At 61.1% G+C, this 26,292-nt stretch carries 22 protein-coding genes; 16 read left to right on the top strand and 6 right to left on the bottom strand.

Annotated elements, in window-relative coordinates; translation table 11 throughout:
* Positions 1-5 precede the first annotated feature (5 nt).
* Positions 6-773, bottom strand: coding sequence for a DUF5058 family protein (locus tag H8K20_RS10355; protein WP_105205136.1), 768 nt, complete (start codon positions 771-773; stop codon positions 6-8).
* Positions 774-825: 52 nt separating this feature from the next.
* A complete protein-coding gene (locus H8K20_RS10350) occupies positions 826-2,250 on the bottom strand; it encodes an amidohydrolase (RefSeq protein ID WP_105205135.1) in 1,425 nt (474 codons plus the stop codon).
* 330 nt (positions 2,251-2,580) lie between these two features.
* On the opposite strand from H8K20_RS10350, the gene H8K20_RS10345 reads away from it, so the two are divergent.
* The 12 genes from H8K20_RS10345 to H8K20_RS14075 all read left to right on the top strand — a co-directional run bounded on the left by H8K20_RS10345 (position 2,581) and on the right by H8K20_RS14075 (position 14,902).
* Positions 2,581-3,234, top strand: a complete 654-nt coding sequence (locus H8K20_RS10345; protein WP_186488367.1) for an HAD family hydrolase — start codon at positions 2,581-2,583, stop codon at positions 3,232-3,234.
* A 14-nt stretch (positions 3,235-3,248) separates the two neighbouring features.
* The gene (gene prmA, locus H8K20_RS10340) at positions 3,249-4,169 is read left to right on the top strand and encodes a 50S ribosomal protein L11 methyltransferase (RefSeq protein ID WP_186488366.1); all 921 of its coding nucleotides are present in this window, start codon (positions 3,249-3,251) and stop codon (positions 4,167-4,169) included.
* 23 nt (positions 4,170-4,192) lie between these two features.
* Positions 4,193-4,918 (top strand): 16S rRNA (uracil(1498)-N(3))-methyltransferase, encoded by a 726-nt coding sequence (locus H8K20_RS10335; protein ID WP_186488365.1) that lies wholly within the window; start codon positions 4,193-4,195, stop codon positions 4,916-4,918.
* A 271-nt stretch (positions 4,919-5,189) separates the two neighbouring features.
* Positions 5,190-6,353 carry an amidohydrolase gene (locus H8K20_RS10330; protein ID WP_186488364.1) on the top strand — a complete coding sequence of 388 codons (1,164 nt, stop codon included), beginning with the start codon at positions 5,190-5,192 and terminating at the stop codon, positions 6,351-6,353.
* Between the two features lie 131 nt (positions 6,354-6,484).
* Positions 6,485-7,654: a M20 metallopeptidase family protein gene (locus H8K20_RS10325; RefSeq protein WP_105205130.1), complete on the top strand. Its 1,170-nt coding sequence runs from the start codon at positions 6,485-6,487 to the stop codon at positions 7,652-7,654.
* A gap of 240 nt (positions 7,655-7,894) precedes the next feature.
* A complete protein-coding gene (gene ytvI, locus H8K20_RS10320; RefSeq protein ID WP_186488363.1) occupies positions 7,895-9,010 on the top strand; it encodes a sporulation integral membrane protein YtvI in 1,116 nt (371 codons plus the stop codon).
* Positions 9,011-9,337: 327 nt separating this feature from the next.
* Positions 9,338-10,363 (top strand): 3-deoxy-7-phosphoheptulonate synthase, encoded by a 1,026-nt coding sequence (gene aroF / locus H8K20_RS10315; RefSeq protein ID WP_105205128.1) that lies wholly within the window; start codon positions 9,338-9,340, stop codon positions 10,361-10,363.
* Positions 10,360-11,190 carry a prephenate dehydrogenase gene (locus tag H8K20_RS10310; RefSeq protein ID WP_186488362.1) on the top strand — a complete coding sequence of 277 codons (831 nt, stop codon included), beginning with the start codon at positions 10,360-10,362 and terminating at the stop codon, positions 11,188-11,190. Before aroF ends, H8K20_RS10310 begins: the two co-directional genes overlap by 4 nt.
* Entirely contained in the window at positions 11,187-12,272 is a 1,086-nt protein-coding gene (aroB, locus tag H8K20_RS10305) for a 3-dehydroquinate synthase (protein WP_186488361.1), read from the top strand. The genes H8K20_RS10310 and aroB overlap by 4 nt, the downstream gene beginning before the upstream one ends.
* Positions 12,263-13,537: a 3-phosphoshikimate 1-carboxyvinyltransferase gene (gene aroA / locus H8K20_RS10300; protein ID WP_186488360.1), complete on the top strand. Its 1,275-nt coding sequence runs from the start codon at positions 12,263-12,265 to the stop codon at positions 13,535-13,537. Before aroB ends, aroA begins: the two co-directional genes overlap by 10 nt.
* The gene (aroC, locus tag H8K20_RS10295; RefSeq protein WP_186488359.1) at positions 13,527-14,594 is read left to right on the top strand and encodes a chorismate synthase; all 1,068 of its coding nucleotides are present in this window, start codon (positions 13,527-13,529) and stop codon (positions 14,592-14,594) included. Before aroA ends, aroC begins: the two co-directional genes overlap by 11 nt.
* Positions 14,595-14,617: 23 nt before the next feature.
* Complete coding sequence (locus H8K20_RS14075) at positions 14,618-14,902, top strand: chorismate mutase (protein ID WP_186488358.1); 285 nt, start codon at positions 14,618-14,620, stop codon at positions 14,900-14,902.
* A 109-nt stretch (positions 14,903-15,011) separates the two neighbouring features.
* Here H8K20_RS14075 and H8K20_RS10285 read toward each other — a convergent pair whose 3' ends face one another.
* Both H8K20_RS10285 and sfsA read right to left on the bottom strand, forming a co-directional pair.
* A complete protein-coding gene (locus H8K20_RS10285; protein WP_243206441.1) occupies positions 15,012-15,593 on the bottom strand; it encodes a methyltransferase family protein in 582 nt (193 codons plus the stop codon).
* 54 nt (positions 15,594-15,647) lie between these two features.
* Complete coding sequence (sfsA, locus tag H8K20_RS10280) at positions 15,648-16,376, bottom strand: DNA/RNA nuclease SfsA (protein ID WP_186488357.1); 729 nt, start codon at positions 16,374-16,376, stop codon at positions 15,648-15,650.
* A 649-nt stretch (positions 16,377-17,025) separates the two neighbouring features.
* Here sfsA and H8K20_RS10275 point away from each other — a divergent pair.
* Both H8K20_RS10275 and H8K20_RS10270 read left to right on the top strand, forming a co-directional pair.
* The gene (locus H8K20_RS10275) at positions 17,026-17,742 is read left to right on the top strand and encodes a response regulator transcription factor (RefSeq protein WP_370738819.1); all 717 of its coding nucleotides are present in this window, start codon (positions 17,026-17,028) and stop codon (positions 17,740-17,742) included.
* Positions 17,717-20,125: a HAMP domain-containing sensor histidine kinase gene (locus H8K20_RS10270; protein WP_186488356.1), complete on the top strand. Its 2,409-nt coding sequence runs from the start codon at positions 17,717-17,719 to the stop codon at positions 20,123-20,125. Before H8K20_RS10275 ends, H8K20_RS10270 begins: the two co-directional genes overlap by 26 nt.
* A 109-nt stretch (positions 20,126-20,234) precedes the next feature.
* On the opposite strand, the gene H8K20_RS14240 is transcribed toward H8K20_RS10270, so the two are convergent.
* Together H8K20_RS14240 and H8K20_RS10260 are read right to left on the bottom strand one after the other, a co-directional pair.
* On the bottom strand, positions 20,235-21,965 hold the full coding sequence (locus H8K20_RS14240; RefSeq protein ID WP_186488355.1) for an FUSC family protein: 1,731 nt from the start codon (positions 21,963-21,965) through the stop codon (positions 20,235-20,237).
* A gap of 221 nt (positions 21,966-22,186) precedes the next feature.
* Positions 22,187-23,641, bottom strand: coding sequence for a GntR family transcriptional regulator (locus H8K20_RS10260; RefSeq protein WP_186488354.1), 1,455 nt, complete (start codon positions 23,639-23,641; stop codon positions 22,187-22,189).
* Between the two features lie 209 nt (positions 23,642-23,850).
* Between H8K20_RS10260 and H8K20_RS10255 the strand changes: the two genes are divergently transcribed.
* Positions 23,851-24,210 (top strand): Hpt domain-containing protein, encoded by a 360-nt coding sequence (locus H8K20_RS10255; RefSeq protein ID WP_186488353.1) that lies wholly within the window; start codon positions 23,851-23,853, stop codon positions 24,208-24,210.
* A 29-nt stretch (positions 24,211-24,239) separates the two neighbouring features.
* Positions 24,240-26,291: a GGDEF/HDGYP domain-containing response regulator gene (locus tag H8K20_RS10250; RefSeq protein WP_341480838.1), complete on the top strand. Its 2,052-nt coding sequence runs from the start codon at positions 24,240-24,242 to the stop codon at positions 26,289-26,291.
* Position 26,292 lies beyond the last annotated feature (1 nt).

Genomic DNA, 26,292 nt, shown 5'->3' with positions numbered 1-26,292 from the left:
CTCCTTTAAGCCGGGAACACAGCCGACCACATCACTGCGGCGACCATGCCCAGGATCAGCGCGATGGCCAACACGAAGTTGTTGAGCCACTTGGCGCCGGTCTTTTTGGCGATCATCGTGACCAGCAGCGAGATGACCGCACTGGTGATGAGCGTGAGCGTGCCCACCAGATTGAAGTGGCCGTATCTGCCGTAATCAGCGGTGGGGTTGTAGACCTGCAGCGGCATCATGACCGACATCATAGCCATCATGAAGCAGCCGGAGAACAGTGCGCCCCAGCCGCCCTGTTTCTCGTTGAAAGAAGCCATGGAGGTCTGGATCTTTTTGCAGAACAGCGCGTTGGTGACGATGCCGCCGATGATGCCGATGCTCATAACGATCATTACGGCGCCCATCACCTGGGCGGGCTCGCCGCGCAGCTGGGTCAGTGCGCTGTAGCCCATAGCCTGACCGACCATGTCGGCGGCCATCAGCTCGTACGATACGGCGCCGACGACCGAGAGTCTGAACCATGCCCAGGGGGTGCCGATAACAGCGGCCAGCGAGAACAGGCCGATCACGATCGACAGCGAGGGTACGATCGAGAACGTACAGGAAGATGCGATTACCTTTTTAACGGTGGTGTTGGGGATGCCGAGCTCCAGGCAGTGGCCCCATGCTTTGCGCAGGAACACACCAGCCAGGAAAGCAACATACAGCAGGCCGATGATGACCAGTATGTACAGAAGACTGCTGTCTGCTACGTCCCAAAAAGTCATAGCCATTGGTGTCATAGTCGTTCACTCCTCTTTTTATCGCAGGGGATCTTTTCCCCTAACCTACAAATTAGTCCAGATAGGGCTTCACGTCGTCGGGGAAGGGGCAGTTGTACTTGCCGCCGGTCGCCGCCATGTACTCGTCGTGGGCCGGTTTTAAGATGGACGGATCGGCCAACACCTTGGCCGCTGCCAGAGCCATCGCCTTACCGGCGTACAGCAGGCCTTTATGGGCGATGCTGGAGCCCGCCTGTGCCGTCTGCTGCCAGGTGTGGCCCGGGGTGCCGATACAGCCGGTGGCGGCCGTCATCTGGGCGGTGGGGGTGACGTAGCTGACGTCGCCCACATCGGTGGAGCCGGGCATGCACAGGCTGGAAGGGGCGTAGCCCACCACGCCGTCGAACAGGTCTTTGTCGGCGTACTCGGCCGCATTGGGGAGACCCATCATGGTCAGCTGGGCCACCACGCCTTTTTTCTCGGCCTCGGTCAGCGAGTCGCGGAAAGACTGGGCGACCTGGTGGTCGTTCTCGTCAAACGGTACCGGACCCAATTCCTGCATGCTCTCGCCCAGCAGCTGGGAGAGCACGGCGTTGGGCACGTAGTCGCTCAGGCCGTCTTTGATCTGGATCTCACACTCGGTCTCGGTCATCATGGCCGCACCTTTGGCGATCTTCTCGATGCGGGCAAAGATCTCTTTGGCCTGCTCGATCTTGGGGGCGCGAATGTAGTAGTGCAGCTTGGCGCGGTCCTGCACCACGTTGGGGGCCTGGCCGCCTACATCGTGGAAAGCGTAGTGGATCCTGGCGGCGTCGATGACGTGCTCGCGCAGGAAGTTGACACCGATATTCATCAGCTCCGCCGCATCGAGCGCGCTGCGGCCCATGTGGGGGGCAGCGGCCGCGTGAGCCGTGCGGCCGTGGAATTTAAAGAACACGCTGATGTTGGCCAGACTGCTCACCGCCATGACGGCGGTGGTGTCGCCCGGGTGCCAGCTAAAGGCGCAGTCGAGTTTATCAAAGCAGCCCTCGCGGGCCATGAACGCCTTGCCGCAGCCAAACTCCTCGCCGGGGCAGCCGTAGTAGATGACGGTGCCGGCGATATTATTTTGCTGCATGTAGTCTTTGAGCGCCACCGCTGCCGCCAGCGAACCGGCGCCCAGCGCATTGTGGCCACAGCCGTGGCCCGGCGCGTCTTTGACCACCTCTTTGTGGGTGGCACAGGACGCCTCCTGGCTCAGGGACGGCAGCGCGTCGAACTCGCCCAAAAAGCCGATGACCGGTTTGCCGCTGCCAAAAGTGCCGCTAAAAGCGGTGGGGATGCCTGCCAACCCCTCCTCGACGGCAAAACCCTCTGCTTTCAGCGCGTCGATGAGCACCTTGGCCGACTTAAATTCCTTAAAACCCAGCTCCGGGTTTTTCCAGATCTCGTCGCTCACACCGGTAAACAGGTCTGCTTTGGCATCGACAAGTGCCGATATGCTCTCTTTCACAGACATGGTATGACCTCCTCTTCTTTTAAAAATATGGGGACCACGGTCATGCAACTTTTGCCGATCATTGCTGCAAAAAGTGCCGTTTGGCACTGGGCCCGCCACATGTCATTTCGGTTCATTCTACCATTTTATGAGCATTTGTGCAACAAATAATGAACGGTTTATGAATACTCGACAAACTGCGGTTGCAAAATTTGGGCAGTCGACAGACAAAAAATTTCACATTTTACTTTATGCTGTTTTATGGTAGTATAATATAGGTAATTTCAACAAAGTACGACGGTCAATTTTGTATCCGCCCCGATGGGGCCGCTTTATAGAAAGGATGTACCTATGCGCTACCAGGCTGTGATCTTCGATATGGACGGCACGCTCATCGACACCTCCCCCAGCATCATCAGTTGCGCCAAGACCTCGATGCGCCTCAACGGGGTGCCCATCCCGCCCGAGAGCGAATTCGACCGCTTTATCGGCCCGCCGCTGCGCCAGTGTTTTCAGATCGTCACCGGCATCACCGACGAGGCGCTGCTGGACCGCTTAGCCGACGGGTATGTGGCCAACTTTACCCCTGAGCTCATCGCCTTAGGGCTGGTGTACGACGGCATGCGGGAGCTGGTAGTGGCGCTGCACGACCAAGGGGTAAAGCTGGGGGTAGCCACCTTAAAGTTGACCAAATACGCACAGCAGACCACCGACCATTTTGGCCTGACCCCGTATTTTGACGCGGTGTGTGGCTCGGCCGACGGCATCAAGGCCGACAAAGAGGCTGTGATGCGCGACTGCATGCAGCAGATGGGCATTACCGACCCCACCCAGGTGCTGATGGTGGGCGACAGCCCCTACGACCAGGAGGGAGCCAAGCTGGTGGGCACCGATTTTGCCGCCGCTCTGTACGGCTATGGCTACCGCCGCGAGCAGCCGGATACCGGGCATGCGGTGTGCCTGGCCGAAGATGTGACCGACCTGGCCCGCTTTTTGGGCTGCTGAGGGGAGGAGAGAAAATGGACTGGACACAGATCGACATCGAGATAAACTGTGCCGACATCGAACTGGGCTCTTCCATCGCCCACATGGTGGTCCCCTATGGCATTTATATCGAGGATTACTCGGACTTAGAAGAGCTGGCCCCACAGATCGCCCATATCGATCTCATCGATGAGGAACTGCTGAAAAAAGACCGCACCAAAGCAGTTATCCACCTGTATATCCCCGAGGACCAGCACCCCCACGAGGCGGTGGTATTTCTCACTGACCGGCTGCAGGCGGCCGGTATCGAGTTTGCAGTGGGCTGCTCGAACATCGCCGAGGAGGACTGGGCGTTTGGCTGGAAAAAATACTATCATCCGCTGCCGATCGGCGACCACCTGGTGGTGTGCCCCAGCTGGGAGAACTATGACAAAAAGCCCGGCGAAGTGGTGGTGACACTGGACCCGGGCATGGCTTTTGGCACCGGCACCCACAACACCACCAAGCTGTGCTTGGAGCTGATGCAGCCGGTGGTAAAGCCCGGCAGCACGGTGCTGGACATCGGTTGCGGCAGCGGTATTCTGGCGGTCTCGGCCCTGCTGTGCGGCGCTGACAGCGCTCTGCTGTGCGATATCGACGCCACCGCCGTAAAGGTGGCGCGGGAAAACGCCGCACTCAACGGGGTAGAGGACCGCTGCCAATTCATCCAGGGCGACTTGGCGGCGGCAGTAGACCAGCAGTACGACCTGTTTTTCGCCAACATCGTGGCCGATATCATCATCCGCCTGCTGCCGGACGTGCGTGGTCACTTAAAGCCGGGCGGGCGCTTTATCGCCTCGGGCATCGTAGATGTGCGCCGCGACGAGGTGCTGGCGGCAGTGGCTCAAAACGGGCTGGAAGTGGAACAGATGGCCGAGGACGGCGGCTGGGTGGCGCTGCTGTGCCGGGCCCGATAGCACCGGACGGGGAGAGGTAGGACATGCCCAAATTTTTTACTTCTCAGATAGATGCGGACGCCGGCGTTATCACTGGACCGGACGTGCGCCACATAGCCCGGGTACTGCGCCACCAGCCGGGCGACGAGCTGCTGGTATGCGACGGCCAGGGGCGCGATTACCGCTGCCGCATCGCCGCCATCGAGGAAGACCGGGTTCTGCTGGCGGTGCTGGCGAGCGCCCCCTGCCCTGCCGAGCCCAGCGTGGAGCTGACGGTATATCAGGCCCTGCCCAAAGCCGACAAAATGAGCCTGATCGTACAGAAATGTGTGGAACTGGGTGCTGCGGCAGTGGTGCCGGTGACCACCCACCGCTGTGTGTCGCGCCCCGACGCCAAAGGCATGCGCGGCAAGGTGGAAAAGTGGCAGAAGACCGCCGACGAGGCGGCCAAACAGTGCGGGCGCGGCGTTTTGCCCCGGGTGGGGGATTGCCTGTCGCTGACAGCGGCGCTGCAGCAGATGGCCGGAGATGACCTGGCGGTGCTCTTTTACGAGAAGGGCGGGCAGCCCCTGACCCAACTGGTGGGCTGCAAGAGCCCCCGGCGCATCTCGATACTGGTGGGCTGCGAGGGGGGCTTTGAGGAGGCAGAGGTGGCGGCCGCTACTGCCGCCGGGGTACAGATCGCCACATTGGGCAGCCGCATTCTGCGCTGCGAGACGGCCCCTATCGCCGCCTGCGCCGTACTTATGCACCTGACCGGCAACCTGTAGGGGAGAAAGCGGTGGCGGTCTTTCCGCCGGCGGCCTGCAGGGGGCGAGGTGTACCCGCCGTTGGCCAGTTTCCAGTGGGCCACCAGATCAGAGCAAAGCTTTATTGGCCGCGGCAGTGCCGCGGCTTTTTTGCGTTTTAGACCACAGCTGTTTATGCGGCGTTTTGCCGCGTGGCCGCCGACATTGATTCTGGCGGCGAAAAGCGTTAGAATATACTTACTGAGCGACTAGACCAGCGCGCACAAAAAACAGCAGAAAGAAGGTCGTTATCGTGACTGTAAAAGAGCTGATCACCAAATATGAGCCGTACATGGTCGAGATGCGCCGGGAGCTGCACCAGCACCCCGAGATCTCGCTGCAGGAGGAGTGGACCTCCGCCCGTATCTGCCAGGAGCTGGAGAGCGCTGGCATTTTCTATCAGGTGGTGGGGCACCGCAACGTAGTGGGCGTGGTCGACAGCGGCAAGCCGGGCAGGTCCATCGCCATCCGCGCCGACTTTGACGCTCTGCCCATGGATGAGCTGGTAGACCTGCCATACAAGTCGAAAATAAAAGGGGCCATGCACTCCTGCGGGCACGACGCCCACACGGCAACTCTACTGGGCTGCGGCAAGGTGCTAAACGATCTGAAAGACAGTTTTAACGGCAAGGTGTATCTGTGCTTTCAGATCGCCGAAGAGGTGGGGGCCGGCGCCGACGAGATCGTCGCTTACCTAAAAGAGCAGGGCGGTGTAGATGAGGTCATTGCCGTCCATGTGCTGGGCGCCGAGGAAGTGGGCACTATGGTACTGCCCGACGGAGCCATGTATGCGGGCAATATGGGCTTTAAGGTGACTGTTAAAGGGGTGGGCGGCCACGGCTCGCGGCCCGACTTGGCCGTCGATCCGCTGCGCCCGGCCTGCGACATCCTGTTAAAGATCCAGGCTATTCCGGTCAACCGCCACGACCCGTTTGAGACGGTCGTCATCAGCCCCTGCATGATAAATGGCGGCACCAAAAACAATATCATCCCCGAGGCCTGCGAGATTGAGGGCAATATCCGCTTTTTCCGTGTAGGTGAAGGCGAGGAGCTGGTGGGCGAGATCGCCCGTATGGCCGAGCAGATCGCCGCCACCTATGGCGCCACGGTAGAGGTGAGCCACAGCAGTATGGCCCTGTACCCGGTGGTGAACACCGCCGAGAGCGCCCAGCGCGGCCGGGCACTGGCCAAAGAGCTGGGCCTCACGGTGCTGGCACCCCCAAACCCCAATCTGGCATCGGACAACTTTGCCGATTTCCTGCAGGCCTTTGGCGGGTTTTACGCCTCTTTTGGCGCCCACTCCCACCGGCCCGGCACCTCGGGCAACCACCACAACCCCACCTTTGATATGGACGAGGCGGCCATGCCGCTCTGGGGCGAGTTTTTGGCCGAGTACGCCTACCGCTTTTTGCAGTAGCCAAAATGGGGCCGTCCGGGCGCCGTACACATTACACGAAATCGCCCCGCTATCTTTGGCGGAAGCAGGCTTTGACCTATGCACCCGCCAGACGGTATAATGGGGGTATCTGATCATGAGGAGGAACACAGATGACTGTAAAAGAACTGGTCTTGCAAAACGAGTCGTATATCATCGAGATGCGCCGGGAGTTCCACATGTACCCCGAGCTCTCGTATCAGGAGGAGCGCACCTCGCGCCGTATCGGCGAGGAGCTCACCAAGATGGGCATCCCCTTTGAAGTGGTGGGCCGCCGCAACGTGGTAGGCATCATCAACAAGGGTAAAGCCGGCAAAAAGATCGCTATCCGCGCCGACATCGACGCGCTGCCGGTGTGTGAGGAAGTAGACGTGCCCTTCAAGTCGAAAAACGAAGGTGTGATGCACGCCTGTGGCCATGACGGCCACGCGGCCATCTTGTTGGGCATCGCCAAGAGCCTGCAGGAGCTGAAAGACGAGCTCAACGGCCAGGTGTTCCTGTGCTTCCAGGTTGCCGAGGAGGTCGGCGGCGGCGGTGCCGACGAGATCGTCGACTACTTAAAAGAGCAGGGCGGCGTAGACCAGGTCATCGGCACCCATTTGATGGGCCAGCTGCCGGCCGGCATCATCGCCATCCCCGACGGCCCCATGATGGCCGGCAACACCGGCTTTAAGATCACCGTAAAAGGTGTGGGCGGCCACGGTTCGCGGCCCGACCTGGCTGTTGACCCGCTGCGCCCGGCCTGTGATATCCTGCTGAAAGTACAGGCTATCCCGGTCAACCGCCACGACCCGTTTGAGACGGTAGTGGTGAGCCCCTGCATGATCCACGGCGGCACCAAAAACAACATCATCCCCGAGACCTGCGAGATCGAGGGCAACCTGCGCTTTTTCAAGGTGGGCGACGACCAGGCTGTTTTGGAAGTGATGCGCCAGATCGCCCAAAACACCGCGGCCGCCTACGGCGCTACCGCCGAGGTGGAAGGCATTTTGATGGCCCCCAACCCGGTCATCAACGATAGCGAGGCCGCCACCCGCGGCAGAGAGCTGGCCGCCGAGCTGGGCTTTACCGTGGCACCGCCCTCTAAGCCGGCTACCGGTTCTGACGATTATGCCAATTTCCTGGTAGATTTTAAGGGCTTCTACTGCATCTGCGGCGCCCACAACACCGAGATCCCCGGCACCTCGGGCAATCACCACAACCCCAACTTTGCCATCGACGAGAAAGCGCTGGCACAGGCAGCCGAATTTATGGGCACCTACGCTTACCGCTTCCTGCAGTAAGATCTTTCTCCATACGCAAAAAAAGAGCACTGCCCAGGCAGTGCTCTTTTTTTGTGCGCCAAGCACTATAGCCGGCCCACTGCTGACTACCAGCCGGAAAAACAGCATACACTACCTAGAGTACATCGCACAGGTGGCAGCACCTACAAAAAAACGGGGCCGCACTGTCCGGTCGCCGGCGGCATACCGGTGCGGGCGCTGCCGACAGCAGTGCTACCACATATAGAAGGGGGGAGACGTATGGATTGGCTGCGCCGGCGGGCCAGGTTCGTGGGCGACTGCATTTTGTGGTTGGCCGGGCTGACTCTGCTGTTTTTGTTCATTAAATTTGCTCTACCACTGTTTTCTCCCTTTTTGTTTGGCTTTTTGCTGGCCTTTTTGGCGGCGCGGCCCGCCCGCTGGCTAGCCACACACACCCGCCTGCGGCAAAATGCACTGCAGATCGGTGTAGTGGCGGGGGTGTATCTGGCACTGGGGGCAGCCGTCTATTTTGGCGGTGCCTGGCTGGCGGTGTGGGCAGGCGACTTTTTTTCGCACCTGCCAGATCTGTATGACCGGTTGGTGCGCCCGGTGCTAGACCAGATACAGGCGGGGGTGGCCAGTATGAGCGGCGCCTTTCACGGGCAGGCGGCTGCCGAGATCGGGGCACTGCTGCAGTCGGTGGGCGACTGTATCTCGGGCTGGCTGAGCGCGGCTTCCCGGTGGGCGCTGGGGTGTGTGGGCAGCTTGGCCGCCAGCCTGCCCGGCGCCTTTGTCTGGTGCGCCACCGCGGTGCTGTCATCGCTGTTTTTTGCCTGGGACTACCCGCTGGTGACCGGTGTCATCGCCCGCTGTACGCCCCGCTCGCTGCGACAGACCGCCTACCAGGTAAAAGACTGCCTGCAGCGCTCGGTGTGGTGTATCTGCAAGTCTTATCTCATCTTGATGGCCATTACCTTTGGCGAGCTGCTGGTGGGGCTGTGGCTGCTGCGGATACCACACCCCTTTTCGCTGGCGCTGCTCATTGCGCTGGTAGACCTGCTGCCGGTTTTGGGTACCGGGGCAGTGATGATCCCCTGGGGGGCGTTTTTATTGATCAGCAAAAATTATACATTAGGTATATCTATTTTACTATTATACGTTGTAATATCCGTGCTGCGGAGCATCCTGGAGCCGCGCATACTGGGTGGGCAGACCGGGCTGCACCCCATCGTTACCCTGATGGGCATTTATGTGGGGGGAAAACTGTTGGGGTTCGCCGGGATCTTGCTGGTACCACTTTTGCTGACGGTGGTGTACGAGCTGTACCGCTGTGGCATTTTAAAGGGGCCTGGAGGCCAAAAAAGCAGCTGTGCAGCCCCCAAAGGGCCGCTGTGATGCCGGTGACAAAACTGTTTCTCGGGGGCGCATAAAAACTTCTTGACAGCTGCCGCACAGGCGGGTATAGTATAGCTATCCCTTTAAAGGAGAAAAGCATTATGCACACGCTGCTTTCCAAGACTGCACATAACAGCTATTACGGCTACGCTTACCTGGGCTATTTTTATAGCGCGGGTCGTTTGTGTTGCGGTCTTTCGGGAGATAGGGGCCAATAGGCCCAACAGGCAGCTTTTTACGAGCCGACCACCCGGGTGACCGGGGGCCGGCTCTTTTGTTTTTACCGGCTGCCCGGCACGCCCCTGGCACAAGAGAGGAAGCACCAGTATGATCGTAATTTTCAAACCCCACACCACCGCCGAAAAAATAGACCAGTTCTCGCGCTGGGTGCAGGCCCAAGGCCTGCAGGCACACCTGTCGCGGGGTGAAAACACCACCCTGATGGGGCTGGTGGGCGACACCACCCAGCTCGATCTGGAACAGATCCAATCGCTCTCGATCGTGGAGCGGGTACAGCGCATCCAGGAGCCGTACAAAAAAGCCAACCGCAAATTCCATCCGCAGGACACGGTGGTCACGGTACCTGCAAAAGGCGGCGATATCCTGATCGGCGCCGGCCATTTTACGCTGATCGCCGGCCCCTGCTCGGTAGAGAGCGAGCGGCAGATCACCGAGGTGGCGCGCCGGGTGGGTGCCGCCGGAGCCAAAGTGCTGCGCGGCGGCGCCTTTAAGCCCCGCACCAGCCCTTACGCCTTTCAGGGCATGGGCGCCGACGGCTTACAGCTGCTGGGCATGGCCAAACAGGATACCGGCATGCCCATCATCAGCGAGGTGATGGACAAATCACAGCTGCCGCTTTTTGAAAACGTAGATATCATTCAGGTGGGGGCCCGTAACATGCAAAACTTTGAGCTGCTCAAAGAGGTGGGCCGCCAGCGCAAACCGGTGCTGCTCAAGCGCGGGCTGTCGAGTACCATCGAGGAGTGGCTGATGAGCGCCGAGTACATCATGGCCGGCGGCAACGACCAGGTGATCCTCTGTGAGCGGGGCATTCGCACCTTTGAGACGGCCACCCGCAACACGCTGGATATCTCGGCCATACCCATCTTAAAACAAAAGACCCATCTGCCGGTTCTGGTCGACCCCTCCCACGCTGCCGGCATCCCCTGGCTGATCGAGCCGCTGTCGCGGGCGGCGGTAGCGGCGGGTGCCGACGGGCTGATCATCGAGGTGCACGACTGCCCTGAAAAGGCGCTGTGCGATGGGGCCCAGTCGCTGACCCCCGACCAATTCGAGCAGATCGCATCCGGCCTGCGGCCGTTTATCAGCCTGATGGGGAGGAAGTTTTCATGAACGTGGCAATCGTAGGGCTGGGTCTGATCGGGGGGAGTTTGGCCAAGACGTTCTCGGCCCACGGACACCGGGTGTACGGCATGGATAAAAACCCCCAGACCATGGAACAGGCGTTACAGGACGGGGCGGTTGCCGATGTGCTGGACGATGTGCGGATGGCCCACTGTGACCTGGTACTGATTTGCCTTTATCCGCAAAAAACGGTAGACTATATCTTGGAAAAACAGCAGGTCTTTGCCGGTGATACAGTCGTGCTGGATGTGTGCGGTGTAAAGGAATTCGTGTGCCGTGAGATCGAGCCGGTGGCAGCGGAGCGGGGCTTTACCTTTGTGGGCGCCCATCCCATGGCCGGCCGAGAGCTCTCGGGCTACCGGGCCAGCATGGACAATCTGTTTCACCACGCCAGCATGATCTTGACCCCAAGCGCTAATACGGATAGTAATATTATTAATAAATTAGTCAATTTGTTTTACAGTTTGGAGTTTCGCAAGGTGGTCGTTGCCACGCCGCAGCGCCACGACGAGATCATTGCCATCACCTCACAGCTGGCCCACATCGTTTCCAACTGCTATGTCAAAAGCCCCACGGCCCAGGATTTTGGCGGCTTTTCGGCGGGCAGTTTTAAAGACCTGACCCGGGTGGCCAAGCTCAACGAGGAGATGTGGACCGACCTGTTTTCTAAAAACCGCCCCAACCTGCTGCGCGAACTGGATATTTTTCTAGAAAACCTGCAGCGCTACCGCGACGCTCTGGCCCAGGAGGACGACACCGAGCTGTGTGCGCTCCTGCGGCAGGGCCGCGAGATAAAGGAGGCCCTGAGACCGTGACCGAGATCCCTGTTGCCGCCCATACCCCCTATACCGTGCAGGTAGGCCGAGACTGTACCGACATCTTTATCGCACAGTTGGCCGACCGCTACGCGGGCAAAACTTTTGCCGTGATCACCGACGACCACGTAAACGCACTGTACGGCGACCGTTTTGTGGCCCAGATGCAGCGCGCCGGCCTGACCTGCTGTAAATTTGTATTTCCTCACGGGGAGACGCACAAATCGCTGGCCACGGTACAGCAGATCTGTGAGTTCTGCCACCAAAACCAGCTTACCCGCAGCGATATGATGCTGGCGCTGGGCGGTGGGATCGTGGGCGATATTGCCGGTTTTGCCGCCGCCATGTACCTGCGCGGTATCGCCTATGTGCAGGTGCCCACTACCCTTCTGGCACAGATCGACTCTTCGGTGGGCGGAAAGACGGCGGCCAATCTGCCGCAGGGCAAAAACCTGATCGGCTGTTTTTGGCAGCCGGTGGCCGTGCTGTGCGATACCGCCTTTTTAGACACGCTGCCAGAGGCGTACTTTGCCGACGGGATCGGCGAGGCGGTAAAGTACGGGGCGATCTGGGACCGGGACTTGTTTTTGCAGATGCAGGGCGGCTTTCGCGACCATTTAGAGGAGATCGTGGCCCGCTGCGTGGCCATCAAGGCCGAGGTCGTGCGGCAGGACGAGTTCGATACCGGGGTGCGCATGCTGCTCAATTTTGGGCACACCATGGGCCACGCCATCGAGCGGCACTCGAATTTTGCGGTGAGTCACGGCAAGGCGGTGGCCATGGGCATGGTCATGATGGCGGCAGCCTGTGTGGCGGGGGGGCAGTGCCCGCCCGACGTGTTGCACCAGCTGTGCCGCTGCCTGCAAAAAAACAAGCTAGCTACACATTACAGTGCACCGGTGGCAGACCTGCTGCCGGCGGCCATGGGGGATAAAAAGCGCGACGGGAGCACGATCTCGATCGTGCAGATCGCCGAGATCGGCCGGTGTGTTATCACCAAACTGGCGCTGGATGACTTTAAGGCCTTTCTGTTGGCTGCCCAGCCACTTTTAGACCGATTGGAGGGGGAACCATGCGCATAGCTGTTCGCGCTCGGGAGCTGAGAGGTACGATCACTGCACCACCCTCAAAATCCTGTTCACACCGGGCGGTGATCTGTGCACTGCTGGCCGGCGGCACCTCGGTGCTCACGCACCTGGCCCAAAACGCCGATATCCGCGCCACGCTGGCGGCGGCCAATGTGCTGGGGGCGGACTGCCGACCGCTGGGCGACAGCAGCTGGCAGCTGACCGGGCTGACGGCAGCGGCAGGCGACCGACCGGTCACCATCGACTGTGGGGAGTCGGGCTCTACACTGCGCTTTTTCGTGCCGATCGCAGCGGCGCTGGGCGTGCCGGCCACCTTTACCGGGCGGGGTCGGCTGCCCGGCCGACCTATTGCCGAATTGCTGCAGCCCATGTGCCAAAACGGGGCCGAGACCGACTATGCCGGCACGCTTCCCTGCACCGTGACCGGCCGGCTGCAGAGCGGAGTATATCCCATACCCGGCCACGTGAGTTCGCAGTTTATTACCGGGCTGTTGCTGGCGCTGCCGCTCTTAGAGGGAGACAGCGAGATATCGCTGACTTCGCGCCTGCAGTCGCGGCCGTATATCGACCTGACTCTACAGATCATGGCCCAGTTCGGCGTGCGGGCCGAGGCCACCCACCGCGGCTGGTTCGTGCCGGGCGGGCAACAGTACCAGCCACAGGAGATACAGGTGGAGGGGGATTGGTCTGGCGCGGCTTTTTACCTGACGGCGGGGGCCGTTGGCGGCGCGGTGACGGTGGCGGGCCTCAACTGCCAGTCGCGGCAGGGAGACCGGGCAGTGGCCGACATTTTGGCCCGGCTGGGGGCGCAGATACGCACTGGGGACGGAATGGTACACAGCGCCCAAGCCCCGCTGCACGGCACGGTCATCGACGGGTCGCACATCCCTGATATCGTGCCCATTTTGGCGGTGGCGGCAGCTGCGGCCAGCGGCACCACTACCTTTACCGGGGTGGAGCGGCTGCGCGACAAAGAGAGCGACCGGCTGTACACCACCTGCGCCACACTCACGGCGCTGGGGGCCGATGTCGCCGTGGGGCCCGGCGGCGACAGCTTGGTGGTGCGCGGGGGCCGCCCGCTGCACGGGGCCACCGTCTCCAGCTTTGGCGACCACCGCATCGCCATGACGGCGGCGGTCGCCGCGCTGCTCTGCGGCGGCCAGACGGTGTATATCGACGGGGCGGAGTGTATCGAAAAGTCGTATCCCAATTTCTTTGAACACTTTACCGCACTAGGAGGTGTGGCAGATGTCCTCTAGCTACGGCAGCAAATTCAAGATCTCGCTGTTCGGCGAGTCGCACGGGCCAGCCATTGGGGTGGTCATCGAGGGGGTGCGGCCCGGTCTGGTACTGGACTGGGCACACATCAGCGCTTTTTGCGCCCGCCGGCTGGCCAAAAACAGCTGGTCTACCCCCCGCCGGGAACCCGATACCCCCAAGATCCTCTCCGGGGTGGTGGACGGTGTAGCCTGCGGCACCCCCATCTGCGCCGTCATCGAAAATCAGAACACCCGCTCACAGGACTACGGCCCGGCCAGCCATATTGCCCGCCCGGGCCACGCCGACTATACCGGCTACGTAAAGTACAGCGGACACAATGATGTGCGGGGCGGTGGACACTTTTCGGCCCGGCTGACGGCGCCACTGGTGTTTGCCGGGGCCATCGCCACCCAGATGTTGGCTGAACAGGGGATTTATGTGGGAGCTCATATCGCCCACATCGCCGGTATCGCCGACACGCCTTTTGACCCGGTAGCGGTGAGTCGGCAGGACTTTGAGCAGGTGCACCGCCGCGACTTTCCGGTGTGCGACAGCACCGCCGGCGAGCAGATGATCGCCGCTATCGATGCGGCGCGGCGCGACGGCGACTCGGTAGGCGGGGTGATCGAGTGTGCAGTGATCGGGCTGCCCGCGGGGATCGGCGATCCGATCTTTGGCAGCGTGGAGAGCACTTTGGCCGCCATGCTCTACGCGATCCCCGCGGTAAAAGGGGTGAGTTTTGGAAACGGCTTTGCCGGCAGCATGCTGCGCGGCTCGCAAAATAACGACCCCTTTACCATAAAAAATGGACAGGTGCGCACCACTACCAACCGAGCCGGCGGCATACAGGGGGGCATTACCAACGCCATGCCGGTACTGATGCAGGTGGCCTTTAAGCCCACCCCCTCGATCGCCAAAGAGCAGCAGACGATCGACTTTGTGCAGGGCACTGTGCTGCAGCACTGCATTCAGGGTCGGCACGACCCCTGTGTGGTGCCGCGGGCGGCAGTTTGTGTAGAGGCAGGGGTAGCCATCGCCCTGCTGAACATGCTGTAAATTCCACCAGAAGGAGCGATATTGTGGAAAACAAGAGCGACCTGACGGCGCTGCGCGCCGCAATAGACGAGATAGACCGCCAGTTGCTGGACCTGTTTTGCCAGCGGATGGAGGTAGTAGCCCAGGTGGGGCTGTACAAAAAGGCCCAGGGGCTGCCCGTTTTGCACCCCGCCCGCGAGCAGGAGATCCTGGAGCGGGTACGCCATAACTGCCCCGACGAGATGGGCGACTACGCCAGCGACTACTTTGCCCAGATGATGCGCATCAGCCGCGAATACCAGCAGCACATTTTAAAGGGGGAGCAGTAGACGGTACGGCAACACCCATATGACCGTTTGTCTGTCCCAATATATCAGCCAAAAGCCCGGCGGAGAGCACTTCTCCACCGGGCTTTTATATGTAAAACTATGCATCTGCTCACCGGCGGCGGCCCCAGTAACGACGGACCTGCCGGCAATAAGACGTGTAGGCCTCACCAAAAGCCGTGGGCAAAAAGGCTTCCTCCTGCAGTATTTGCCGGTGCAACATTGCAATGGCAAACAGCGTACACAGCAGAAGTAGAGGGTTAAAGCAGAGCAGCAGTACGCCCAGATACATCACGTCAAACCCCAGGAAAGCCGGGTTGCGGCTGTAGCGGTAGATGCCGCTGTGCACCAGCTGAGTGTTTTGGCCCTGGGCGATACCGGCCCGCCAGCTGTCGCGCATGGTGTATACAGCCGCCAAAAAGATGCCGTCGCCCACCAGCCCCAGCACGGCGCCGGCTGCCCGTGCCGACACCGGCATCATCGACCACCCACACAACACGCTGACTGCCTGCACTGCCGCCAGCAAAAAGGTGGCCACCTTCATCACCAGCTCGGTGCGGCGCACCGAGCTGGGCTTATCGCCTTTGGCCATCTGGTCGGTCTGTATGCCCCGCCGTCGCTGGCAGAGCATCTTTCCCAGATAGGTGCCATAAAAGCAAAGCAATATAGCGGCGGCCAAAAATCGGTACATCATGCGCGCTCCCCACTCTGCCCGGTGGTGTTGCGGGTTCCGGGCTATATTTTAAATTTAAAACCCATCTTCTGCGCTGGCTGGTGTGTGCAAATCGATCGGCACCGGCCGCCCCAACGACAGCGTATTCTGACCCACTGCACAGTCGTAGGCCAGCAGCTGTACGCCCGCCTTTTGGGCCCGCTGCAGAGCGCGGCCAAAAGCCGGATGGGTGAGCCAGTTGGGGGCCATACTGGAAACTGGGCGCAGGGCGATGACAAATACCGCGAAACAGGAGTAGCCCGCCGCCACTGCACCGGCCAGCTCATCCAGGTGCTTTACTCCCCGTTGGGTGGGCGCGTCGGGAAAGCGCGCCTGTCCGCCGACCTCCAGCGTGACGCCTTTTACCTCGACCAGCGCGCGGCGATTACCTTTTTGCAGGTAAAAATCGAGCCGTGAGGCCCCGTAGCCGTATTCCGGCCGCACGACATCGGGGCACGCAAAACCCGGAAATACCAGCGCACCGCTGAGCAGTGCCTCTTTTACCACCGCATTGGGGGCCTGTGAGTCGATATTTACCAGCATGTCGCCCTTTTTGACGCCGATGAGTGAAAACTCGGTCTTGCCCGGCTTTTCGGCGCCGCGCCGGTCCTGTAAAAATACAGTGGCGCCGGGCAGCAACAGTTCACGGCAGCGGCCGGTATTCTTGACGTGGCAGCGATGGGTGCGGCCCTCTATCTCGCACAGCGCCACGAACCGGTTGGGCCGCTGCAAAAACTTCCCGGTCACTACCTGCGCATACTCCATACTTTTTACCCCCACCTGGCCGGGGGAGCAGGATAACGCCCGTCCCCGGTCACATCTGTTTTCCACTATACCGCCCGGCGCCCGGCGCTGTCAACTGGGGGCTAGTATAAGGAGCAGGGATGAGTTGGCACCAAACCCGCCCATAAAAAATGCGGGGTGCTCACCCCGCCCCGCGACTGCGCTCAGCCCCAGCGCAGCGCCCGATAACCGATGGTCAACAGACCCGCTGCCAGCCAAAACAGACCGGCCGCCGTGCCGATGCTCCCACTCACCGCCATGCCGTCACCTCCTTTTTACCAGATTATGAAAAACAGGAGCGGTGGGTTCCTGCAAACGTTGCAGTAAGGCGGTAGCGCGCCAGGCGGTATTTTTTAAAAACTGCAGTGGGCGGGAATGATTATAAAACTTATACCCGTCGGGGGAGACCCAGCCACCGACATATTAAGAAAGTCTTCAAAAATTCGCGCCGCTGCCAGTAAGAAATAGGCGCTATCCTTAAAGCTGTAAGACGGGCGCTCGCCAGCGCCCCCCTGTCTGTGGTATACTAAGTGTGTATACGCCCAAGTAACATCGAGTGGGCACAGCGGCCTGTTTTTGCCGAACAGGCGGCGATCTCACTTTTTCCACAGAGAATATACAGGAGGACGACATGCAGAAGACCAGCGGAATGGAAGGGCTCAATGTACTGGTGGTGGACGACGACCACGAGATCGTGGATGTGATCGAGATCTACCTGAAAAATGAGGGACTCAATATTTTAAAAGCCTACGACGGTATCGAGGCCATTGAGATGCTGCAGCAAAATACCATCCACTTGATCTTGATGGACATCATGATGCCCAAACTCGACGGCATCCAGACCACCCTGAAAATTCGCGAAAAAAATCAGATCCCCATCATTTTAGTCTCGGCCAAGGGGGAGGATACCGACAAGATCATCGGTCTCAACCTGGGGGCCGACGACTACATCGTCAAGCCCTTTAACCCGCTGGAACTGGTGGCGCGGGTACGCTCACAGCTGCGGCGATACGTGTCTTTTTCCAGCGACTTTGGCCAGAAAGACGACGTGGTGGAGTGTGACGGGCTGGTGGTGAACAACACCACCAAAGAGGTGGCGGTGGACGGCAAAAAGGTGCGGCTGACCCCCATCGAGTACAAGATCCTCTACCTGCTGATGCAAAATCAGGGACGGGTGTTCTCGATCGACGAGATCTACGAGCGGGTGTGGAACGAGCCCAGCTTTAACGCCGAGAACACCGTGGCCGTCCATATCCGCCGTATTCGAGAGAAGATCGAGATCGATCCCAAAAAGCCCAAATATCTAAAGGTGGTGTGGGGACTTGGCTATAAGATCGAAAAAGCGTAAACAGAAAAAAGCCGCCGAGCAGGCGGCACTGGCGATAGACAGCACCCAAGAGGCTGCGCCGCCGCAAAAAAAAGTGCGCCGCCGGCACCCCGTCATCGTGTTCGCCGTATTTTTGTTTTCGGTGGTGCTGACACTGTACTGCGTGGGCTGCACGGTGGCTTTTGGCGTGAGCGGCGGCAACGAGTCGTATTACGACACCTCCTCTTTTGCCAGCGGGGTCAACACCCTGCTCAACATCTGTTCGTCGTCGCTGGCTACCGGCAGCGAGATCGCCGACGAAGAGGACGACTACATCCGCGACCCCGAAAAGGTCGTTCGCGAGCAGGTGCAGGACAACTACGACGGCGTGCTGGTATTTACCTACAACAGCACCACCGGCAAGAGCTACACCAACTCGTCTTACGCGGATATCGACGAGTTTTTGCGGGTGTACAGAAAGCAGCAGTCGGCGGCCGAAAGTCAGGGCGACCGCGTGGTGCCCCAGTTTGTGTTGGAGCTGAAAAACGGTACCACTACCGTCTCGTCGGCAGACCCATACTGGGATGACGCCGGTGTAGCGCAGTACAGTTTTGACGGCTATTACGGCCGCGGCAGCACCTACTATTACTACGACGAGTCGGAATCTGACATCCACACCGCCATCGTCATCCCGCGGGTGGCTGAATTCAGGTCTGACTACAGCGACCTGAGCTACTACACCTGGGCCGACTTGTACAGCCAGGCCGAGGTGGTGCCGGGCCTGGTGTTTTTGGCGCTGCTTGGCTTTGGCATCTGCTTTTTGCGGCGCAAGACGCTGCGCATGTTTGGCGTGCGGGTGGCCGCGCGCATTCGGCGGGTGCCGTACGAGCTCAAATACGGCGTCAGCATCGTGGGCATCATCGGCTTTTTCATCTCGGCCATGGAGGGCCTCACCTCTATGTACGCCAGCGGCTACGTGTGGGGCTCGGTGCTGTCGCTGACCGTCGTGTATCTGCTCATTTTGCTGCTGTACTACGACCTGAAGCACAACGGCACCGCCACCTTCCGCAACAGCATCCCCGCCTGGTTCATGCGCATCATCAAAGGCGGCAACATGAGCTACCAGTTCCAGCGCAAGATCCGGCGGCAATTCACCAATTTTGCGCTCTCTATCCTGGGGTTGTGCATTCTGTCGCTGGTGATATTGCTGCTGTCGGTGGCCGCCAGCTCTACGGTGCTGTTCATCCTGTTTTTGGCGGTGATCACGGTGGCGTTCGTGCTCACCTGCCGCGTGGTAAAGGATTACTTTAAGATCATCGGCCAGCTGGGACAGGTCATCGACCAGGTGGCTACCATCTCGCAGGGGAACCTGGATGAACACATCCCGCTGGACCCCCAGGACGACCTGTACCCGCTGTTTTACGCCGTGCAGAACATGCAGACCAGCATAAAGGCCTCGATCGAAAACGAGGTGAACAGCGAGAAGATGAAGGTGGACCTGATCACCAACGTGTCGCACGATCTGAAGACGCCGCTGACCTCGATCATCAGCTATACCCAGCTGCTCAAGGCAGAGGAGCTGCAGCCGCCGGAGGCCAACGACTACGTGTCGATCATCGACCGCAAATCGCAGCGGCTCAAAACGCTGGTACAGGATATTTTTGACCTGTCTAAGGCCACCAGCGGCAACATGGATCTGGTGCTGGAGCCGCTGGATATCGCCCAGCTGCTGGAGCAGGCGGTAGGCGAGTTGGAGCAGCCCATTCAGAACAGCCAGCTCACCGTTACGCTGTCGGGCACCGGTGAAAAAGTGTATGTGCTGGCCGACGGCGTAAAGCTGTATCGGGTGCTGGAAAACCTGATCATCAACATCACCAAATACTCGCTGACCGGCTCGCGGGTATATATCGATCTGGTCAGCGGGGGCGGGCAGGTGTCGCTCATCTTTAAAAACATCTCCTCTTACCCCATGAACTTTACCGGTGACCAGATCAAGGAGCGGTTCGTACGCGGCGATCTGTCGCGCACCACCGAGGGCAGCGGCCTAGGCCTGGCCATAGCCGACAGCTTTGTGGCGCTGATGGGGGGACAGCTGGACCTGTTGGTAGACGGGGACCTGTTCAAGGCTATCCTCACCTTTGCCACCATCAGGGCGCCCGGCCGCGGCGCTGACACAGACGGTGTGAGCGCGAGCACCGAAGAGGCCGGCGAACCGACAGAGACACCGGCGGACACCCAGCTGCCGAGCGAAGACGCGGCGGCTCTGCAACAGGATATTACCGGCATCCAGGCACCGGTGCACAGTGTGGCCGGCCCGGTGGCGCCGACTAAACCCATCCCCCGCTTTGACCCCTATACCGGCCAGCCGCTGCCCGGCTTTGAGTCGGCGATACGCGGCCAACTGGACGGCGATAAAAAACAGTAACAGCCAAATGAGGGACGGCCCCGGGCGAAACTGACGTTTCATCCGGGGCCGTTCCTTTTTACACACATATGTTGGCGGCGGTACGGTTCACCTACACCTAAACCTGCACCTACACCGCCTGCGGCTGCATGCAGACCGCCAGCTGCCGGGGCAGACGGGCGGCGCGCACCTTTTGACGGCTGACCTCTAGCTTGGGGTCCAGATCCGCCCAGCCGGCGGCGCCGGCATTCTGCAGCAGCTTTTCCTCCATCAAGTACGCCTTGAGCACCAGCGTGTAGTAGAGCTGGCTGTCGCTGCTGCCGCTCTGGCACATCCTCTGCAGCAGTTCCGCTGTATAGGCATACTTCTCGCCCAGCTGACGGGTGGCGCGCTCGCGGTCGTACGGCCACAGCACGCGGCAGCACAGCAGAGAGATGGCAATGCCCAGGAACACATAGGCCAGCCGCACAGCCAACATGCCCCCCACCGCCCACGGGTCGGTCACCCCGGCGATGACGGCGCCGCCCAGCGCCCCCACCGTAGAGCAGCCGAAGGTGCCCACATAGCTGCCAAAGTAAAAGGTGAGATAGCCCGAGAGCATCATCACCGCTGTGCGGGCACCGGCGCTAGGCAGCAGTGAAAACAGCAGCGCCCCCACCGCCCCGCCGGCCAGTGTGGCCAGCAGGCGCTGGCGGGCCTTGCGGGGGATATCGTCGGCATAGGGCAGCGACACCGAGGCCACTGTGAAAACCAGCCACTTGCCGTGAGGCAGCCCCAACAACTGTACGGCCAGCGTGCAGAGCGCCAGCAGCAACCCCACCCGCAGCGCATACACCACCCGCACCTGGCTGGCCCCCAGCGCGGCCTTGAGCTGTACGCGCAGGCCGAGGGCGGTGCGGCGGCAGCGGCGGTGGGCGGGATCGGCCATGCGGACCAGATCGGCCTGGACGGCGGCTGCAGTTTGCCACAGCGCCCGCAGTTGGGGCGCGGCGGCAGGCGGGTCGGCGAGGGGCGGCAGCGCGTTTACCTGCCGCTGCAGATAGCGGGCAAACAGCCGGAGCTGTGCCTGTATCTGCCGGAGCACCGCCCGGCGGTCGTCGCCGATCGGCCCCTGGAGCGCGTAGAGCTGTAGGATGAGCTGCTCCAGGTCGCGGCCGGCATCGACCATGGCAAACCCCGCGTCGGTGACGCCCAGTACCCGGTGGCGCCGCTGGTATACCGTTTGACTGAGGGCAAACAGATTCTCGCGCACCTTTTGCGGGGCGTCGGGCGTGCCCGCACCGGCCAATAGGCACTCAAGGCAGGTATCGGCCTCTTGCAGGATATCGCCCAGGCACTGCCGGGCGGTGCGCGCCACCCGGCGGCGGCCCATCACCAGCTGATAGAGCACGATAGAGACCGCGCCCGCCAACATGGCCAACATCCTTTTGGGCAAGCCGCTGGGCGGTACCGGGGCCAAAAAGATCAAGAACAGGTAGGAGAGGATATAGGGAAAATATAGGTGATCCATATACTCGTAGGTAAAGGCGTACAAAATGAGCACCAGCGCCACCAGATTGACCGGCAGGGCCAGCCAGGGGCCCAGGGCGGTGACGGCACAGGCCGCGGCGGCCATGAGTACCAGAACCGCGCTCTGCAACATTAGGTGGCGCAGGGGCGTGGCGGTCATATCGCGCAGCATGGAGGCCCCCATAAGGATGGTGAAGATCATGCCGACCGATGAATTCTCGGGGCCAAAAAGGCGGCCGAAGAGCCCGATATAGGCGACGATAAATAAAAAATCCAGCGTGGCAAAGCGAAAATTTTGCCGCAAGCTGGTTTTGGCCCTCGTTAGGGCAAGTTTGCATTTTTGTAAAAACACGTGGCGTTTCTCCTTTCTACCTACCAGTGTAGCACCAGAAAAACGCAATGCAACAACGCTATAAATTGTAAATTTTTTGTAAACCGGGGGGCTAAACTCGCCAAAAAGAGGAAAAACAGCGCCAAATCGTGCTTTTGGGCCCCATCTGGTAAAACGCGGCGCCCGGTGAATGGTGCGGAACTGGACAGCGGGCAGACCGACCGCCAGGAGAGCCCCGCTTTTTAGGACGGGCCAGCCGGCAGTGGGGGGAGCTGTGCCAGCAGGGCACACACCTGCTGATACAGGGCGTTAAAGTTGTGGGACAGCGCCGCCACAAAGGCGTCGCCGTCCTCACGTGCGACGGCCTGCAGCAGCTGCTGCGCGCCGCTACTGGCCCAGTCGTGGCCGCGGTGGAGCACCTGGGGGGACACCTGCAGGTAGTAGCCCCAGAGCAGCAGCTCATTGAGCTGGCTGTAGATATTTTGCAGCGCGTGGTGCGGCGAGAGCGCCACCAGGCAGCCCATCATGACCTGGACCAGCGCGGTGTCGGTGTGCATGGTGCAGCCCAGCTGCAGCCGCTGCTGCATGCGCGGGAGCCAGGAGGCCGAGAGGTGGGGAGCCACCGCGGCCGCGGCGGCGGGGGCGGTGATGGCGATGATCTGCAGCGCCTGGGCAAACAGCTGCAGCCGCCGGCGCACCAGCGGGTCGCTCAGATCGGACATCTGATAACCGGCATCGCCGCGAGCCACCACTGTACCGCGGCGGTTGAGCGTCTGCACGGCGCCGATACGGTTTAAAAAGGTCACGGCCCGGCTGGCGGTATCTTTGGTGACGTGATAGGTGCGCATGAGCTGGGGGATGGAGGGCAGGTACTTTTGGCCGGAGAACTCGCCCCCGCCGATGCGCCGCAGCAGCGACATGGCCACCCGCAAATAGAGCTCGGACCGACCCTTGGAGACAAACCAGCAGTGCTCGCCGGCAGCGGCGGGAAGCGGGCCCACCGCCCGGGCGAGAGCGGCCATATACCGCTCGACCGCGGCGCCGGCACGCCGGTACATCTGCCCCAGCTGCCGCTGCAGGGCGGACGGGTCGCCGCGCCGGATATTTTGGGTGGCGGCGGCCAAAAAGCTCTGCACCTGCCCGGCGGTGATGAGCGACGGGTCTTTGACCCGGGCCAATGGGTTGTAGGGAACGCGCAGAAAATTCTCGGCGTCGGACTGCAGGTCCATCATCAGGTCGCTGCCGAAGGGGCGCAACAGGCGGGTAAAATAGATATTGGCACAGCTGTAGATCTGGGCCTGGCTCATTGTGGGAGATATCTGCTCGACTGTTTGCCGCAGGGCGGCCAGATCGCGCTCTTTTAAGAGCTGTGCGCCGGCGGCGTACAGCGGGGGCATGAGCACCCCGAGGCCGCCAAAGGCGTCGGCGATATCGGCCCGGCGGCGCAGCACCGCCAGCGCATACTGCCGGGGCGCGGCGGTGTAGCTGACCACTGCCGGCTGACCGGGCGGCTGGCGGATATAGCCCTGCCGGGCCAACTGGGCCACGGCGCGGCGCACCGTGGTGATGCCCACATTGTACTGGGCGCAAAGCTGGGGCTGCGACGGCAGCGGCTGGCCGCACGGCAGATACCCGCACTCGATCTGTGTGCACAGCGAGCGGTACAGGTCGCTGTACAGGTGCCGGTCTTGGCGCAAGTGGTCCCCCTCCTCTACTGATCTGTGTTTCGCGCGGCCGGGTGGCGGAGCGCGGCGGCCTGTATCCAGGTCTGTGTTTGGGTGTGTTTTAGTCTGTGTTTATTTTAGCACGGAAATAATGCGCCAGCAAATTGCTTTATGACGGCGATTGCGCTACAATAGACCCATAGCTAAAACAGGAAAGATATACACAGGGGGGAAATACGGCCATGACGACAGAAGAGCTCTACCGCCAGATAGGCGGCGACTATGCCGACACGCTGCGGCGGCTGGGGAGCAGCGAGCGGATACAGCGTTTTTTATCTCTGTTTTTGCGGGAGGACAGCTGCCGGGCACTGGCCGACGCGCTGCGCGAGGGGCGGGCCGAGGACGCCTTTCGGGTGGCCCACTCGCTGAAGGGGATGTGCCTGAACCTGGGACTGCGGGCGCTGGGCGCGGCGGCGGACACCATGACCGAGGCGCTGCGCGGCGGCCGGATACCGCCGGCGGCAGATGCGCTCTACGCCGAGGTGAAACGGGCCTATGACCAGGTGGAAGCGGGCACCGCACTGCTGGACACGCCCAATTGACGGCGGCGGGCGAGAGGGGCGAGGAAAAGGTGGCAAAGACGAAGACCGACCTGATCTTGATCGTAGACGACACCGAGATGAACCGCGCGCTGCTGGCGGATATGCTGACACCCACCTACCGGGTGCTGGAGGCCGCCGACGGGCAGCGGGCCATAGACCTGTTGCAGCAGTACCAGAGCGAGATCGCACTGGTACTGCTGGACATCGTGATGCCCAAGCTGGACGGCTTTGAGGTGCTGGCCGTGATGAACAAAAACGGCTGGATCGGGCGCATACCGGTGATCACGATCTCGGCGGAGACGGCCTCGACCTACATCGACCACGCCTACGATCTGGGGGCGGTGGACTACATCAGCCGGCCCTTTGACGAGCGGGTGGTGCAGCGGCGGGTGAAAAACACCATTATGCTCTACTCGAAGCAGCGGATGCTGGAGGGGATGGTGGCCGACCAGATCGTAGAGAAGGAGCGCAACAATTACCTGATGGTGGAGATCCTCTCGAACATCGTGGAATTTAGAAACGGCGAGAGCGGCCTGCACGTGCTGCACATCCGCACCTTGACCGACCTGTTTTTGCACCAGTTGCAGCGCACCACCGACCGCTACCCGCTGAGCTCGAGCCGGATAGCGATGATGGTGAACGCCTCGTCGCTGCACGACGTGGGCAAGATCTCGATCCCCGAGCAGATACTCAACAAGCCCGGCAAGCTGACCGCCGAGGAGTTTGCAGTGATGCAGACCCACAGCGCTCTGGGGGCGCAGATCATGGCCGACGCGCTGCAGCGACACCGGGAGGAGCTGCTGCAGCTGGCCTATAACATCTGCCGCTGGCACCACGAGCGCTACGACGGCGGCGGCTACCCCGACGGGCTGCGGGGCGACGAGATCCCCATCGAGGCGCAGGTGGTGGCGCTGGCCGACGTGTATGACGCCCTGACCAGCGTGCGGGTGTATAAGCCGGCTTACCCGCACCAGCAGGCGATGGAGATGATACTGGGCGGCGAGTGCGGGGCCTTTAACCCCCTGCTTTTGCAGTGCCTGTGCCAGGTGGGGCCCCGCCTGGAGGAGGAGCTGCGGCTGCGCTCGCCGGGAGATATGGCCGAACAGAGCATATTGGCGCTGTCGAGCCAGGCGCTGTCGGCGGGCCAGGCCTCCAGCCGGACGCTGACGCTGCTGGAGCAGGAGCGCACCAAGTACCAGTTTTTTGCCGCTATGTCCAGCGAGATACAGTTTGAGTACCACTACGCCACCGATCTGCTCTCGATGTCGGAGTGGGGGGCCAGACAGCTGGCACTGCCCATGCTCATCGAGGACCCCGCCGGCGACCGGCAGCTGGCGGCGGTGCTGGACCCCGCGGACTACCGGGACCTGCAGGCCAAGCTGCGCGCCGCCACCCCCGACTGCCCCATCGTCGATGCGGTATACCAGCTGTACGTACAGGGGCAAAAGCGGTGGTACAAGGCGCTGGCCCGGCCGCTTTGGGAGGATGAGGAGAGCGGCCAGATGGAGGGTGTCATCGGCAAATTTGTCGACGTGCACGAGAGACAGCTGCAGCTGCAGACCTTACAGCAGCGGGCCGAGCAGGACTCGCTGACCGGTATGCTCAACCACGCCACGGCCAGAGAGCGCATACAGCCCTACCTGGCCCAGAGCGGCCGGCAGTATGCGGTGGCGCTTTTGGACCTGGACCACTTTAAAGAGGTCAACGACCGGCTGGGGCACATGTTCGGCGACCAGGTGCTGCAGTACACCGCCCAGCGGGTGCGCCGCGGCGTGCGGGCCGGGGACATTACCGCCCGCATCGGCGGGGACGAGTTCTTGCTGTTTTTAAAGTGCCGACAGCCGGTAGAGCCGGTCATCCACCGCATATTTTCGGGGCTGGGCGGCAAATTTCACGGTTTTGACATCGCCATGAGCATGGGGGTGGCGCTGTGCCCGCAGGACGGCGAGGACTATGAGACGCTGTTTCACAAGGCTGACCAGGCGCTGTACGCGGCCAAAAAGGCCGGCAAGGGGCGCTGTTTATTTTACGAGGACAAGATGCGTGATCTGTTGAGCGCGATATCGCCCATAGACCGCTGAG

The sequence above is a fragment of the Neobittarella massiliensis (ex Bilen et al. 2018) genome (assembly GCF_014269355.1).
Classification (GTDB): domain Bacteria; phylum Bacillota; class Clostridia; order Oscillospirales; family Ruminococcaceae; genus Neobittarella; species Neobittarella massiliensis.
The sequence above is the reverse complement of the archived record's forward strand: the minus strand, read 5'-3'. Positions and strand labels throughout refer to the sequence as shown.

Excerpts from the sequence above, each read along its gene's own strand:
- H8K20_RS10355 (WP_105205136.1), bottom strand. The coding sequence starts at position 773 with ATGACACCAATGGCTATGACTTTTTGGGACGTAGCAGACAGCAGTCTT.
- H8K20_RS10350 (WP_105205135.1), bottom strand. The coding sequence starts at position 2,250 with ATGTCTGTGAAAGAGAGCATATCGGCACTTGTCGATGCCAAAGCAGAC.
- H8K20_RS10345 (WP_186488367.1), top strand. The coding sequence starts at position 2,581 with ATGCGCTACCAGGCTGTGATCTTCGATATGGACGGCACGCTCATCGAC.
- prmA (WP_186488366.1), top strand. The coding sequence starts at position 3,249 with ATGGACTGGACACAGATCGACATCGAGATAAACTGTGCCGACATCGAA.
- H8K20_RS10335 (WP_186488365.1), top strand. The coding sequence starts at position 4,193 with ATGCCCAAATTTTTTACTTCTCAGATAGATGCGGACGCCGGCGTTATC.
- H8K20_RS10325 (WP_105205130.1), top strand. The coding sequence starts at position 6,485 with ATGACTGTAAAAGAACTGGTCTTGCAAAACGAGTCGTATATCATCGAG.
- ytvI (WP_186488363.1), top strand. The coding sequence starts at position 7,895 with ATGGATTGGCTGCGCCGGCGGGCCAGGTTCGTGGGCGACTGCATTTTG.
- aroF (WP_105205128.1), top strand. The coding sequence starts at position 9,338 with ATGATCGTAATTTTCAAACCCCACACCACCGCCGAAAAAATAGACCAG.
- H8K20_RS10310 (WP_186488362.1), top strand. The coding sequence starts at position 10,360 with ATGAACGTGGCAATCGTAGGGCTGGGTCTGATCGGGGGGAGTTTGGCC.
- aroA (WP_186488360.1), top strand. The coding sequence starts at position 12,263 with ATGCGCATAGCTGTTCGCGCTCGGGAGCTGAGAGGTACGATCACTGCA.
- aroC (WP_186488359.1), top strand. The coding sequence starts at position 13,527 with ATGTCCTCTAGCTACGGCAGCAAATTCAAGATCTCGCTGTTCGGCGAG.
- H8K20_RS10285 (WP_243206441.1), bottom strand. The coding sequence starts at position 15,593 with ATGATGTACCGATTTTTGGCCGCCGCTATATTGCTTTGCTTTTATGGC.
- sfsA (WP_186488357.1), bottom strand. The coding sequence starts at position 16,376 with ATGGAGTATGCGCAGGTAGTGACCGGGAAGTTTTTGCAGCGGCCCAAC.
- H8K20_RS10275 (WP_370738819.1), top strand. The coding sequence starts at position 17,026 with ATGCAGAAGACCAGCGGAATGGAAGGGCTCAATGTACTGGTGGTGGAC.
- H8K20_RS10255 (WP_186488353.1), top strand. The coding sequence starts at position 23,851 with ATGACGACAGAAGAGCTCTACCGCCAGATAGGCGGCGACTATGCCGAC.